Origin of the sequence: Capnocytophaga sp. ARDL2, from assembly GCF_041530365.1 — a bacterium.
Classification (GTDB): Bacteria; Bacteroidota; Bacteroidia; order Flavobacteriales; family Flavobacteriaceae; genus Flavobacterium.
Genome location: NZ_CP168034.1, coordinates 15,082 through 29,891, shown reverse-complemented (window position 1 = coordinate 29,891; position 14,810 = coordinate 15,082). Strand labels below are relative to the sequence as shown.

13 protein-coding genes are annotated in these 14,810 nt (G+C 35.4%); all 13 read left to right on the top strand.

Annotation, left to right across the window (positions count from 1 at the left end; all coding sequences use genetic code 11):
* The first annotated feature begins 12 nt into the window (after positions 1-12).
* The 13 genes from AB4865_RS00155 to AB4865_RS00095 all read left to right on the top strand — a co-directional run bounded on the left by AB4865_RS00155 (position 13) and on the right by AB4865_RS00095 (position 14,808).
* Complete coding sequence (locus tag AB4865_RS00155) at positions 13-165, top strand: hypothetical protein (protein WP_372473716.1); 153 nt, start codon at positions 13-15, stop codon at positions 163-165.
* A gap of 76 nt (positions 166-241) precedes the next feature.
* Positions 242-652: a hypothetical protein gene (locus AB4865_RS00150; RefSeq protein ID WP_372473715.1), complete on the top strand. Its 411-nt coding sequence runs from the start codon at positions 242-244 to the stop codon at positions 650-652.
* Positions 653-677: 25 nt separating this feature from the next.
* Positions 678-1,658 carry a ribosome small subunit-dependent GTPase A gene (gene rsgA / locus AB4865_RS00145; protein ID WP_372473714.1) on the top strand — a complete coding sequence of 327 codons (981 nt, stop codon included), beginning with the start codon at positions 678-680 and terminating at the stop codon, positions 1,656-1,658.
* Positions 1,659-1,720: 62 nt separating this feature from the next.
* Positions 1,721-4,243, top strand: a complete 2,523-nt coding sequence (gene topA, locus AB4865_RS00140) for a type I DNA topoisomerase (protein WP_372473713.1) — start codon at positions 1,721-1,723, stop codon at positions 4,241-4,243.
* Entirely contained in the window at positions 4,240-5,382 is a 1,143-nt protein-coding gene (locus tag AB4865_RS00135; protein WP_372473712.1) for a formimidoylglutamase, read from the top strand. Before topA ends, AB4865_RS00135 begins: the two co-directional genes overlap by 4 nt.
* A 113-nt stretch (positions 5,383-5,495) precedes the next feature.
* Positions 5,496-6,905: a gliding motility lipoprotein GldK gene (gene gldK / locus AB4865_RS00130; RefSeq protein WP_372473711.1), complete on the top strand. Its 1,410-nt coding sequence runs from the start codon at positions 5,496-5,498 to the stop codon at positions 6,903-6,905.
* Positions 6,906-6,954: 49 nt separating this feature from the next.
* A complete protein-coding gene (gldL, locus tag AB4865_RS00125) occupies positions 6,955-7,710 on the top strand; it encodes a gliding motility protein GldL (RefSeq protein WP_372473710.1) in 756 nt (251 codons plus the stop codon).
* 34 nt (positions 7,711-7,744) lie between these two features.
* Positions 7,745-9,319 carry a gliding motility protein GldM gene (gldM, locus tag AB4865_RS00120; RefSeq protein WP_372473709.1) on the top strand — a complete coding sequence of 525 codons (1,575 nt, stop codon included), beginning with the start codon at positions 7,745-7,747 and terminating at the stop codon, positions 9,317-9,319.
* A gap of 12 nt (positions 9,320-9,331) precedes the next feature.
* The gene (gene gldN, locus AB4865_RS00115; protein ID WP_372473708.1) at positions 9,332-10,213 is read left to right on the top strand and encodes a gliding motility protein GldN; all 882 of its coding nucleotides are present in this window, start codon (positions 9,332-9,334) and stop codon (positions 10,211-10,213) included.
* Between the two features lie 135 nt (positions 10,214-10,348).
* Positions 10,349-11,428 (top strand): NAD(P)/FAD-dependent oxidoreductase, encoded by a 1,080-nt coding sequence (locus AB4865_RS00110; protein WP_372473707.1) that lies wholly within the window; start codon positions 10,349-10,351, stop codon positions 11,426-11,428.
* 157 nt (positions 11,429-11,585) lie between these two features.
* On the top strand, positions 11,586-13,496 hold the full coding sequence (locus tag AB4865_RS00105; RefSeq protein WP_372473706.1) for an ABC-F family ATP-binding cassette domain-containing protein: 1,911 nt from the start codon (positions 11,586-11,588) through the stop codon (positions 13,494-13,496).
* A 29-nt stretch (positions 13,497-13,525) separates the two neighbouring features.
* Positions 13,526-14,554, top strand: coding sequence for a Holliday junction branch migration DNA helicase RuvB (ruvB, locus tag AB4865_RS00100; protein WP_372474920.1), 1,029 nt, complete (start codon positions 13,526-13,528; stop codon positions 14,552-14,554).
* A gap of 53 nt (positions 14,555-14,607) precedes the next feature.
* Complete coding sequence (locus tag AB4865_RS00095; RefSeq protein ID WP_372473705.1) at positions 14,608-14,808, top strand: hypothetical protein; 201 nt, start codon at positions 14,608-14,610, stop codon at positions 14,806-14,808.
* Positions 14,809-14,810 lie beyond the last annotated feature (2 nt).

Genomic DNA, 14,810 nt, shown 5'->3' with positions numbered 1-14,810 from the left:
TCTGAGAAAGAAATGAAAACTGATGTTCAAAAAAAAGATTTAAAGGGAAATGTAAAGTATTTGAAAGAGTTTGTTTATTATGCAAAAGAAGAATATGGAGCTGTTGTAATAGAAAGATTTTTGAAGGAGGAATTTCTCATTTTGATAGTGAAGGAAAACTTTTGATGGAGGAAGAATATGATAATGATGAAAATAAAGTGATTTTAAGGAATTTTATAAATATGATAATAAAACAGGTTTCTTGTTAGAAGAAATTACTATTGGCTGTGATTATTATAAAATAATCTTTAGATTAGTTAATAAATATGACAGGCAAGGTAATTTAGCCCTAACATTTTTTTACGGATATATTAATAATTACTTCAAAATGTATCAATATGGTTTTGATAATCATAAGATTGAGGAAATAACAATTGATGAAAGAGGAAAAATTGTAGAAAAAACTATATACAATGAAAGGAAATTGAGAATTATTTATGAATATGATAATACCTATTATAATGTCATAAAACAAACAAATTTAAGTTATAAAATCGATTTGTGGTCATATATTTACGAATACGATTCTTACGGAAATTGGATTAAAAGAATTGAATATGACAATGACGAACCTATAGAAATAATTTTTCGCGAGATTGAGTATTACGACTGATAAAAAGTAAAACAACAAAATTCAAATGGCAAGCCAAACATATACAGGAATTGTTTATAAATCTACAGGGAGTTGGTACACCGTTCAAACCGAATCAGGTGAGCAATACAATTGTAGAATCAAAGGAAAATTTAGAATCAAAGGTATCAAAAGTACCAATCCTATCGCTGTAGGAGATGTAGTCGATTTTACAGTAGAAACCATCGGTGATGAAACCACAGGACAGATTTTTCATATACATACAAGAAAAAATTATTTGATTAGAAAATCCGTTAATCTTTCTAAGCAAACACATATTATCGCGACCAATATCGATTTACTTTTTATATTGGTTACCATAGACAATCCTGTAACTACGACGAGCTTTATCGATCGATTGTTGGTAACTGCTCGTGCGTATGGTATCGAAGCAGTTTTGCTTTTTAATAAAATAGATACTTTGAAAGAAGAATCTTTAGATGAGCAATTGTATTTACAATATATATACGACAGCATTGGATATAAATGTCTTAGAGTTTCTGCAGCCGAAAATAAAGGAATTGATGCGTTAAAAGAGTTGATGAAAGGAAAAACCTGTATGTTTACTGGACATTCTGGGGTAGGAAAATCTACTTTGATCAATACATTAGACCCTTCGCTCAATCTCAAGACAAAAGAAATTTCTGAACAACATCAGCAAGGACAGCATACGACAACTTTTGCAGAAATGTTTGACTTGGATTTTGATGCAAAAATCATCGATACTCCAGGAATCCGAGGGTTTGGTTTGGTCGATATGGAACCTCAAGAAATAAGTGATTATTTTCCAGAGTTTTTTGTCTTGAAAGACCAGTGTAAATTCAACAATTGTTTGCATAAAGAAGAACCTAAATGTGCTGTAAAAGATGCTTTGAATGCAGACGAAATCGCCTGGAGTAGGTATAAAAGTTATTTGCAAATTTTAGAAGGAGATGAAGAAAATTATCGAACAGATATTTATGCAAATGGAAAAGGCAATGAAGAATAATTACATTTTTATATGTTGTAATTAATCGAAAATAATTTATTTTTGCGACAAATTTTATTTCAATGGCAAAGAATTTAGTAATCGTTGAGTCGCCTGCAAAGGCAAAAACTATCGAGAAATTTTTAGGAAAAGACTATCAAGTAGAGTCGAGTTTTGGACATATCGCAGATTTACCTTCAAAGGAAATGGGGGTAGATATTGCAAATAATTTTCGTCCAAAATACGAAGTTTCGAGCGATAAAAAAGCTGTTGTAAAAAAATTGAAAGATCTTGCCAAAAAAGCCGAAACGGTTTGGTTGGCATCCGATGAAGACCGCGAGGGAGAGGCTATTGCATGGCACCTGGCGGAAGAATTGAAATTGAAAGAAGAAACGACCAAACGAATCGTTTTTCACGAAATTACAAAATCGGCTATTACCAAAGCGATTGAAAATCCGCGTACGATAGACTACAATTTGGTAAATGCCCAACAAGCTCGAAGAATCCTCGACCGTTTGGTAGGTTACGAATTGTCGCCTGTGCTTTGGAAAAAGGTAAGAGCAGGGTTGTCTGCTGGTAGAGTACAGTCGGTAGCCGTGCGATTGATTGTGGAAAGAGAAAGAGAAATTGATAGTTTTTCTTCAGAATCGTCATTTGCTATTTCAGCCGAATTTATTTCAGAAAAAGGAAAATTGTTCAAAGCAAAATTGACCAAAAACTTCGCGTCTGAAAAAGATGCAAACGAGTTTTTGCAAAAAAATATAGGAGCTACATTTTCGGTTTCGAGTCTTGAGACCAAACCTACTAAGAAAATTCCAGCTCCACCATTTACCACTTCTACTTTACAACAAGAAGCTGCGAGAAAATTGTATTTTTCGGTAGGACAAACCATGATGTTGGCTCAAAGACTATACGAAAGCGGATTGATTACCTATATGAGAACCGATAGCGTAAACCTTTCTGCCGAAGCCAAATCTGCTATTGCCAACGAAATTACAACCGCATTTGGTGCCAATTATAGCAAACCGAGAAATTACGCAACCAAGAGCAAAGGAGCTCAAGAGGCTCACGAAGCCATCCGTCCGACTGATATGAGCAAACATTCTGTAAATATCGACCGCGACCAAGCACGTTTGTACGATTTGATCTGGAAGCGTACCATTGCCTCGCAGATGAGCGATGCACAGTTGGAAAGAACCAATGTACATATCAATACGCAAAATCACAAGGAAACATTTTTAGCAACAGGAGAGGTGATTTTGTTCGACGGTTTCTTGAAAGTATATTTGGAAGGAAACGACGACGATGAACAAGAGCAAGAAGGTTTGTTGCCGGTGTTGAGCAAAGGAGAAGCTGTGCAAAATCAATGGATTACAGCAACTCAGCGTTTTTCTCGTCCACCAGCGAGATATACAGAAGCGTCGTTGGTAAAGAAATTAGAAGAATTGGGTATCGGACGACCTTCAACTTATGCACCTACGATTTCTACGATTATCGCAAGAAATTATGTAGAAAAAGGAACAAAAGAAGGAGTAGCTCGTGCCTACAAAATGTTGAAATTGGAAAACAATACTATTTCAACCAAAGATTTGACAGAAAATACAGGAGCCGACAAAGGGAAATTGGTTCCAACAGATATAGGAAATATCGTGACAGACTTTTTAGTGAAAAATTTCGCTACGATATTGGATTATCATTTTACGGCAAAAGTAGAGGAAGATTTTGATGCTATTGCCGAAGGTGAGAAAAATTGGGTGGAAATGATGAACGAATTTTACGGATTTTTTCATCCCAATGTAAAAGATGTAGAGCAAAATGCCGAAAGAGAATCAGGTGAACGCATTTTGGGTACACATCCGCAAAGTGGAAAACCAGTATTGGTTCGTTTGGGTAAATTTGGACCAATGGCTCAGATTGGTGATGCCGAAGACGAGGAGAAAAAATTTGCGTCTTTACCACCACAGTTGAATATGGCTACCATTTCGCTCGAAGAAGCCTTGAATTTGTTCTTGTTGCCAAAACAATTGGGAACTTATCAAGGCGAAGAAGTTGAGGTAAACAATGGTCGTTTTGGACCATATGTGCGATTTGGAAGTACATTTATCACTTTGCCAAAAGGCGAAGAACCGTTGAATGTTTCGTTTGAAAGAGCGGTTGAACTCATCAAAGAAAAACAAAAAGCAGATGCTCCGATTGCTACTTATCAAGGATTGGATGTACAAAAAGGAGTAGGGCGTTTTGGACCATTTATCAAGTGGAATGGTATGTTTATCAATGTGTCCAAAAAATACGATTTCGATTATTTAACCCAAGTCGATGTCGAAGCATTGATTGAGGATAAATTGCAAAAAGAAAAAGACAAATTGATTCACAATTGGGCAGAAGAAGGCATCCGTGTGGAAAAGGCTCGTTGGGGGCGTTCGGTAATTTTGCAAGGTAAAACAAAAATCGAATTATCAAAAGAGGTGGATGCAGCTGCATTGACATTGGATGAGGTGAAAAAGTTGATTGAAGAAAAAGCACCAAAGACAGCAACAGCTAAAAAGGCTTCGACAACCAAAAAAGCAACAACGGCTAAGAAAACCACAACAAAGAAAACAAAATGATAGAACAATATCTAAAACCGATTACCTTTGATTTGGAGTTGTTTGTGCAGAAATTGCCTACATTTACTCTGGGGAAGGTAATCGATAAGCATACAGAAAATCATTTTCCTTCGTTGGACGATGTCCAAATTGCCTTGCTTACCGTGGACGAGTTTAGAGGAGGAGATATAGACGAAACCGAATTGTCGTTTTTTGAAATTCGAAAAAATCTATACGAACTCTATCAAGGAAATTGGTCTTCAAAAATAGTGGATTTGGGTACATTGGAAGCTGGAAATATGTTGGAAGATACCTATTTTGCACTAAGAGAAATTTGCGAATATTTGTTAAAGCAAAACATATTGCCCATTATTATTGGAGGATCGCAAGATTTGACTTATCCCATTTATCGTGCGTATGACAAGTTGGATCAAATGGTCAATTTGGTTACAGTAGATAATAAAATCGACATTGTAAAAGATTTTGCACAACCATCTGAAAACTTTTTGACAAAAATTATCATGGAAGAGCCAACTAATTTGAGAAATTTTTCTAATTTAGGCTACCAAACGTATTTCAATAGTCAGGAAGAACTCGATTTGATAGAAAGTATGTACTTCGAGGCGTATAGAGTAGGGGAGTTGGCTCACGATTTGACATTGATAGAGCCAATTTTGCGAGATGCAGATATCGTCAGTGTAGATGTAGCAGCAATAAAATCAGCAGACATGGGGTATTATAGAAAGTTCAATCCTAACGGATTTGATGGGAGAGAAATTTGTACCATCACACGCTATGCAGGAATCAGTGATAAAGTGTCAATTTTCGGATTGTTTAATATAGGAACAAAAGACGCCAAAAGTCCGTTACTTGCGCAAATGATTTGGTATTTTTTAGAAGGATATAATTACAGAATTAACGAATATCCCTATATTAGCAAAAAAAATTACTTTAAATATATCGTTGCTAACGAAGATCAGGATTTGATTTTTTACAAAAGTGATATGTCAGGTAGATGGTGGATAGAATTGCAATATTCAGATATGGAGGACAATGAACGAAAAGTTTTGTTTCCTTGTAGCAAGCGAGATTATGACAATTCTCTGAAAGGAGAAATTCCCGAAAGATGGTGGAAAGCAATGAAGAAATTGTTAATTTAAGTAGGCTTGTTAAAAGAATTATAAAAAAAATAAAGATTTTCTTTTGATATTTCAAAATAATTGAATAGGTTTGAACCTTAGAAAAAAATAAAAATATAAACACGAATAATTATATGAAGAAGTTCATTTCACTTTCGGCACTTTCTTTAGTGTTATTTAGCTGTGGATCAGGGGATAGGGGTGAATTGTTGCAAGGGACTCAAGGTAAAAGATGGGTTGTTGAGCAACCACAAGGTATGGCGTTTATTCCTGGAGGATCATTTACGATGGGAAAAACACATCAAGACTTGTTTGATGCACAAGATGCTCCATTAAGAACAGAAAATGTTGGTTCATTTTATATGGACGAAACAGAAATTACCAATAATCAATACCGTAAGTTTGTAGAATTTGTAAAAGATTCTGTAATCCGTACGCGTTTAGCGATTATGGCAGAAGAGATGGGAATGGATCCATCTGCAGGAGGAATTGGTCAATTTGCTTTCTTGCCTGAGCAAGATCCTTCGATGAATAGCAACCAGTCTGCATACGACAAGTATATGTATGACAACTACTATAGTATGGCTATGGATGCAGATGAATACGCTGGTAGAAGATTGAACAAAAAAGTAAGATTGATTACAGATCCAAAAAGATACCCAGACGAATATTATGTAGAAGTAATGGATTCATTGTACATCCCTGCTTCTGAAAATTTCGATGGTTTGGTTTCTTTCGACCCTACTAAATTGAAATTTAAATATTCTTGGTTTGATAAAGAAGCAGCTCTAAATGATCCTACATTGGGAACAAGAGATAGAAGAGCACGTTACTTAAGAACAGAAATCGTAGATGTTTATCCAGATACCACAAGATGGGTAAAAGATTTCAAATACTCTTACAACGAGCCAATGCACAAAGAATATTTTTGGCACGAAGCGTATGGAGAGTATCCTGTAGTAGGTGTAACTTGGCAACAAGCTAAAGCATTTGCTGCTTGGAGAACTTTGTACAAAAACACTCACCTGAAAAACAAAAAATCTAATCATAAATTATATGAATATAGATTGCCTTCTGAAGTAGAATGGGAATACGCAGCAAGAGGTGGAATGCAAAATGCAGTGTACCCTTGGGGTGAACCATATACTGTAGATGACAAAGCATGTTTCTTGGCAAACTTCCGTCCTGATAGAGGAAACTTTGCAGATGACGGTGCAATGTTTACAGCAGAAGCAAGATCATACAAACCAAACGGTTACAACTTGTACAATATGGCAGGAAACGTAGCAGAATGGTGTGAAGATACTTATAAAGAAGATACCTATGTGTATAATACATCGTTGAAACCAAAAGCTATCTCATCTGACAATCCTATCAAAGTGGTGAGAGGTGGTTCTTGGAGAGATGTAGCTTATTTCTTACAAGTGTCGACAAGAGATAAAGAACATGGAGATTCAGCAAGAAGTTACATCGGATTCCGTACGGTAGTTTCTGCTCCAGGACCAAACTTGAACGAAGCAAAAATTTCAACAAGTGGTAGATAATAATAAAGAGTACAATCAATAATTAAAACACACAAAACAATAGAAAATTATGGCAATTCCAAAAAGAGTTATGAATTTTTGCTACGGTATGGGAGCAGCAGTTGTTATCCTCGGAGCGTTATTTAAAATTACACATAGAGAGTTCGGACCATTGAACGGAAATAACATGCTTACAATCGGTTTGATTGTAGAGGCATTGATCTTTGCAATTTCTGCTTTCGAGCCAGTAGATGAAGAATTTGATTGGTCTAAAGTATATCCAGAATTGAAAGGTGGTGAACCAAGAAATAACCAAGCAGTAGCAGGTGGTGGTTTTGGAGGAGTACAAGTTACAGGAACTCCAGTACAAGTAAGCGGAGGTTCTTCAGTAGCTCCAGCATCAGTATCTTTCGGACAAGGAGGAGCAGTAGCAGTACAAGCACCAGCAATGGAAAAATCATTGTTGTCTGAAAAATTGGATCAAATATTGAAAGATGCAAAAATCGACGGACAATTGATGGAAGGATTGCGTAAGTCTATCCAAAACTTTGAAGCAGCAGCTAAAGGAATTGCTCCTACAGTTGACGTAGTAGCTTCATCAAACAAATATGCTGAGGAAATGACAAAAGCAGCTACACAGTTGGAAGAGTTGAACTCAATGTACAAAACACAATTAGAAAGTGCTACTAAAAACGCAGATATCAACAAAGAGGTAGCTGAAAACAACTTGAAGTTGAAAGAACAAATGATGTCTTTGACTTCAAACCTATCTACATTAAATGCTGTTTATGGTGGAATGTTATCTGCTATGGGAAAAAACAGCTAATTAGTAATTAACCATTTAAACCACTAATTAGAACATGGCAGGAGGAAAACAAACCCCAAGACAAAAGATGATCAACCTGATGTATTTGGTGTTCATTGCAATGATGGCACTCAATATGTCAAAAGAGGTTTTGTCAGCTTTTGGATTGATGAATATCAAGTTTGAAACAGCCAATAAAAAGGCTGAAGAAGCAAACGAAAGAAATTTGGCTCAACTTTCATTAAAAGCAGAAGAAAATGGACAGCGTTACGCTGAACCTTACAAAAAAGCTTTGGAAGTTCAGAAAATTTCCCAAGATTTTTACAGTTATATCGAGTCTTTGAAAGCTCCTATTAGAGAAGCATACCCAATCGACCCTGAAACAAAAGAGTTGCCTTATGAACAAATGGACAAAGGTGAAGTGATTGATTTGGATTGGTTTATTGGTGACGGATACACTGAAAAAGGAAATCAAATCATCGCTCGTTTCAAAAAATATAGAGATGATTTAAAAGAAGTTGTTGGAGATGATGTAAAATACCAACACTTTATGGATAATGTTGAGGAAAAATTCAACACAAAAGATGTGGTAAATGCTCAAAGTCAAAAACACTTGTACTTAAACTATCACTACAAAGGATTCCCAGCAATTGCTTCATTGGCAAAATTGTCTGCTTTACAAAATGATGTGAAAGAGATTGAAAACGAATTTTACAACATCGCTTTAGGAAATACATTGAAACAAGAGGCTTCGATGAGAAACTTTAAAGCGTATGTAGTAACAGATAAATCGGTTTATTTCTCAGGAGAACAAATCACTGGTAGAGTAGTATTGGGAAGATTTGACAACAAAACGGTTCCATCTCAAGTAATCGTAAACGGAAATAACATCAACTTGTCAAACCCTAATACATTTGCAGACGGTCAGGTTCAAATGAGAATGACTGCTGGAGGTCTTGGAGAACACAAGTTTACTGGAAAATTCGTTTTCGTAGAAGATGGAGAAAAAATTGAAGTAAACATCGAGGATTCAAATTACGTAGTAATCGACAGGCCAAAAGTTGCTACAATCGCAGCTGATAAGATGAATGTTGTGTATATGTTGCTTGACAACCCTATTTCAGCTTCATTTGCTGGTGTACCAGATGACAAAGTAAAAGTTACGGCTTCTTCTGGAAGTTTAAGACAAACTGGTCCTGGAAAATATGTATTGAAACCAGCTGCTGGAACTTCTGTAACAATTACAGCAATAGGTACCTTGCCTGATGGATCTACAGTTAGTGATAAAAAAGAGTTCAGAATCAAATCTATTCCTGCTCCAAGAGGTACTGTACGTGGTGAATATACTGCAAAAGGTACTGTAGAGAGTTTGAAAAAATCAAGTGTAGGTGCTAAAATGGAAGACTTTGATTTTGAAGTGAAAGTTGTAACAACAGGATTTACAATTGTGTTTCCTAACAACTTAGGATCTGTAACATGTTCAGGAACTAACTTGAATGAAGAAGCACAAAGAAAAGCAGAACGTTTGAAACCTGGAGATATCGTTCGTATCACGGATATTAAAACGAGAATCGAAGGTATAGATTTACACATGAAGCGTCCTTCTGATGCTACTTTCCAAATTTTATAAATAGATTAAGGTATGAAAAGATTAAATATTATAACAGCACTATTTTTGGGAATGAGTACTTCTGCGACTTTTGCTCAAGCTAGTTTGTTAAATGCAAAAACAGCTTCTGAAATCGGAGAAAAAACTCTTGAAGAAATAGTATTAGATACAGAAGGGCCAAGACCTTATGAACATGTAAATGAAAGAGATATTCTATGGCAAAAAAAAGTGTGGGAAGTAATCCCAGCTGACCAAAAAGCAAATATGAAATATTTCTTCCCATTAGATAAAGTTCACGGTAGAAAACCCTTGTTTGATATCTTGATGGACGGTGTTATGTCGGGAGCAATTTCTGAAGTTTATGACGATGATACATTTACTCATAAATTAAACTTAGAGGAATTAAAATCTAAATTAACTCGTACAGTAATCACCGATGAAGGTATCGACCAAATGAACTTAGGGTTGCCAGTTTCTGAAGAGTATATCGATGTTTACAAATTGCGAGCTCGTGATGTAAAAGAGTACAAAATAATGGGACTTTGGTATTTTGATAGAAACGAAGGTGAATTGAAATACCGTATCTTAGGAATTTGTCCTGTAACGGTAGATTTAGCTACAAGAGGTTTAGAACAAGAAAATATGCAAGATTTGTTCTGGATTTTCTTCCCTGGTGCAAGAGATATCTTATACAAACACTATGCGTACAACGAAAGAAACGAACGTTCAAAAGTTAGTTACGATCAATTGTTCAATCAACGTAGATTCAATGCCACCATCTATAAAGTGGACAATGCTTACGGAGATTACGCAATTTCTGATTTAGTTCAAGACAATGCGATGCGTCAACTAATCGAGGCAGAGCGTGTAAAACAAGAAATCAGAGAGTTTGAAGATGATTTATGGAATTACTAATAGAAAAAAAGAGGCTTATATGAGCCTCTTTTTTTTGCTTTAATATTATTGATGTAATTTCTATCAGTTTTCAATAATATATCAATGTAATTCTAATGAAATTTAGTCGTACTTTTGCACTTTCAATAGTTTGATATGATAGATTATCTCATTATAGGTGGAGGATTGGCAGGTCTTTCGTTTGCTCGTTATTGCCAGTTGTATAACAAATCGTTTTTGATATTAGACGCTCGTAAAAATAGTGCTTCGCGTGTGGCAGGTGGTATGTACAATCCTGTAGTATTGAAACGATTTACAGCAATATGGCAGTCGAAAGAACAATTGGAAATTGCAAAAGATTTTTATCCTGCATTGGAAAAAGAATTGCAAACTCGTTTTTTCTTCCCAATGCCTATTTATCGCAAATTTGCCTCTGTGGAAGAACAAAATAATTGGTTTGTAGCTTGTGATCATTTGGAAACAGCTCCTTTTCTCAACGAACAATTATTCAATGGGAAATTTTCTCATATCCCTTCTCCTTTTGGATATGGTGAAGTCTTTGAAACGGGATTTTTAGATGTTGCACATTTTGTTTCATCTTATCAAAACTATTTCTTTGATAAGAAACAATTAACTTACATTACATTGGATTATCAACAGTTGAATATTTCTGATGAATGTATCCAATACAATGATATTAAAGCAAAAAATATCATATTTGCCGAAGGATTTTCTTTGCATCAAAATCCTTATTTCAATTATTTACCTTTAGACGGTACAAAAGGGGAATTGTTGTATGTGAAAATTCCTGACTTGAAATTAGAATCCATTGTAAAATCGAAAGTGTTTTTGATTCCTGTAGGTAATGATATTTATAAGGTTGGAGCTACCTACGATTGGCAAGATAAAACCAATGTACCTACTCAAGCTGCTTATGATGAATTGATAGAAGGATTAGAACAGTTGATTGATTGTCCATATGAGGTCGATGAGCATAGAGCTGGGGTGCGACCGACAGTAAAAGACCGCCGTCCTTTGGTTGGAAAACATTATCAATTTCAAAATGTATTTTTGTTAAACGGATTGGGAACAAGAGGTGTGTTATTAGCTCCTTATTTAGCTGAAAAATTGTTTTTTTACATTGAAGAAAATCAAACATTGGATAAAAATATTTCTGTTGAGAGGTATTATAAGAAGTTGGATTTGTTCAAGGTAGGAAATAGAAAACAATCTTAAAATAGAAGTGAGAGATAGTGTAAATATATTGTTAATAATTACAAAAAAAATAAAAATTAGCATCAATCAGCAGTTTATAACAATTTATAGAGTTTGTTATAAAAAAACATTTTTAGCAAATTTGTGAAATCTGCTTGAGAATAAAAACAGCATAATCATGATAAACATACACGATTTATCCGTTTCGTTCAACGGAGATTATTTATTTGAAAATGTATCTTTTCGCCTCAATGCAGGGGATAAAGTTGGATTGGTAGGAAAAAACGGAGCTGGTAAATCTACGATGTTAAAAATTCTTTCCAAAGAGCAGTCGTCAGACAGCGGAACCATTGCTACGGACAAAGAGGTAAAAATAGGATTTTTGAAACAAGATATAGATTTTATCAAAGGTCGTACAGTGTTGGACGAGGCGTACCAAGCCTTTTCGGAATTATTGTCTATACAATTTGAAATTGATTCAATCAATGCGGAATTGTCTAACCGTACCGATTATGAATCAGAAGGTTATAATAAATTAATCGAGAAGTTATCTGAACAAACCGAACGATTTGAATTGTTGGGTGGTTATCAATATGTTGGTAATACCGAGCGAATTTTGTTGGGATTGGGTTTCAAAAGAGAGGATTTTCACAAGCAAACCGATACTTTTTCGGGAGGTTGGCGTATGCGTATAGAATTGGCAAAATTACTCTTGCAAAACAATGATTTGTTATTGTTGGATGAGCCTACCAACCATTTGGATATTGAGTCGATTATTTGGTTTGAAGACTTTTTGAAATCTTTTTCTGGAGCTGTAGTTTTGGTTTCACACGACAAAATGTTTTTGGATAATGTAACCAATCGCACCATAGAAATTTCCAATGGAAAAATATACGATTTCAATAAAAATTATTCAAAATATCTCATTGAAAGAGAAGAACAGTTGAAAATACAATTGGCTGCTCAGAAAAATCAAGCGAAAAAAATCGAAGAAACCGAAAAGTTAATTGAGAAATTTCGCTACAAAGCTACCAAAGCATCAATGGCTCAATCGTTGATAAAGAAATTGGACAAAATTGAGCGAATCGAAGTCGATGAACAAGACCAATCGGTGATGAATGTATCATTTCCGGTATCGGTTATACCAGGAAAAATCGTATTGGAAATGGAAAAAGTAAGTAAATCATTTGGAGAAAAAACGGTTTTTCAAAATATAGATTTACAAATCGAAAGAGGGAAAAAAATCGCTTTTGTTGGACAAAATGGTCAAGGAAAATCTACTTTAATCAAAGCGATTATGAATGAATTTGATTTTCAAGGCGAAATTAAAATCGGACATAATGTACAATTGGGATATTTTGCCCAAAATCAAGCCGAATATTTAGACGGTGAAAAAACACTCCTCGATGTGATGATAGACAATGCTTCGGACAGTAACCGTAGTAAAGTTCGCGATATGTTGGGAGCCTTTTTGTTCCGTGGCGATGATGTGGACAAAAAAGTAAAAGTATTGTCAGGAGGTGAACGCAACCGTTTGGCATTGTGTGTGTTGTTGCTCAATCCGTTTAATGTATTACTCATGGATGAGCCTACCAACCACTTGGATATTCAGTCAAAAGCGGTGTTGAAAGAAGCTCTAAAAAACTACGAAGGTACACTGATAGTCGTTTCTCACGACCGTGACTTTTTGCAAGGATTGTGTGAAAAAACCATAGAATTTAAAGACGGAGCCATTAAGGAATATTTGGGTGATATTAATTATTTCTTAGAGCAGAAAAAAGTAGCAGATATACGTTCTTTGGAAGAAACTTATACCGAAACATCCAAAACAGAAACGGTAGAAAAAACTTCAAAATCTTTGAGTTACGAAGAACAAAAGCGAAGAAAATCACTACAAAACAAATTGAATAAAACCGAAAAAGAAATTTCAGAATTAGAAGAAATAATCGCACAAGCCGATCAACAATTAGCAGAAAGTTACGAAGAAATGATGCAAGATTCTCAATGGTTTGTAAATTACGAAAACCTAAAAAGTAAATTGGAAGAAACCATGCTTTTGTGGGAGCAAATTGCAGAGGAGTTGGAGTAAACAATCAACCTTTTTTCTATCTTTGTACTATGAATGAATATTTAGATCCAACGAATACAAATTTTACCAAAGAGGAATTTGATGTAGAAAAAAAACTGCGTCCCCTGTCTTTTGACGATTTTGCAGGGCAAGAACAGGTCTTAGAAAATCTGAAAGTTTTTGTACAAGCAGCCAATATGCGAAACGAAGCTTTGGATCATACCTTGTTTCATGGACCTCCAGGGTTGGGAAAAACCACTTTGGCAAATATATTGGCAAACGAACTCAATGTAGGCATCAAAATCACCTCTGGACCCGTACTTGACAAACCCGGAGATTTGGCGGGATTGCTCACCAATCTCGAAGAACGCGATATACTGTTTATCGACGAAATTCATCGTTTGAGTCCTGTGGTGGAAGAATATTTGTATTCGGCTATGGAGGATTTCAAAATCGATATTGTCATCGAATCTGGACCTAATGCTCGTACGGTACAAATCAATCTCAATCCTTTCACATTGGTTGGGGCAACCACTCGTTCGGGCTTATTGACCGCTCCGATGAGGGCTCGTTTTGGTATTCAGAGTAGATTACAATATTACAACACCGAATTGTTATCGACCATTATCGACCGAAGTGCAGGAATTATAGGCGTACCAATCGATATGGAAGCTGCTATCGAAATAGCAGGTCGCAGTAGAGGAACACCCCGTATTGCCAATGCTTTGTTGCGAAGAGTTCGCGATTTTGCACAAATCAAAGGTAATGGAAGAATCGATTTAGAAATATCAAAATATGCACTCAAAGCCCTAAATGTGGATGCTCACGGATTGGACGAGATGGATAATAAAATCCTTTCGACGATTATCGAAAAATTCAAAGGAGGTCCAGTTGGATTGTCAACATTGGCAACCGCTGTTTCTGAAAATGCTGAAACCATAGAAGAAGTCTATGAACCGTTTCTCATCCAAGAAGGATTTATTTTCCGTACACCGCGCGGAAGAGAAGTTACTGAAAAAGCTTACAAACATTTGGGAATTTACACCACCAGAGGGAGTAAAGGTCTTTTTGATGGATGATTGAATATGTATTGTAAATAAACATCTAAATTTCTAAAAACATTAAAAACAAAATGACACACCAAAAAGAAATATTCAAAATAGGAGATGAAGTAAAAGTTTCACCAGGACTAACGGCGTTAACAGAGTGGCTTACAGGAACTATAATAAAGATATTCAAAAATCCATTTTTAGGTGGTGAAATAGCAATCAAAGACAGCCAAGGTCGAATTTTTTTCGGTACAAAAGATTATTTTAAACTTATTTCTGAATAAAT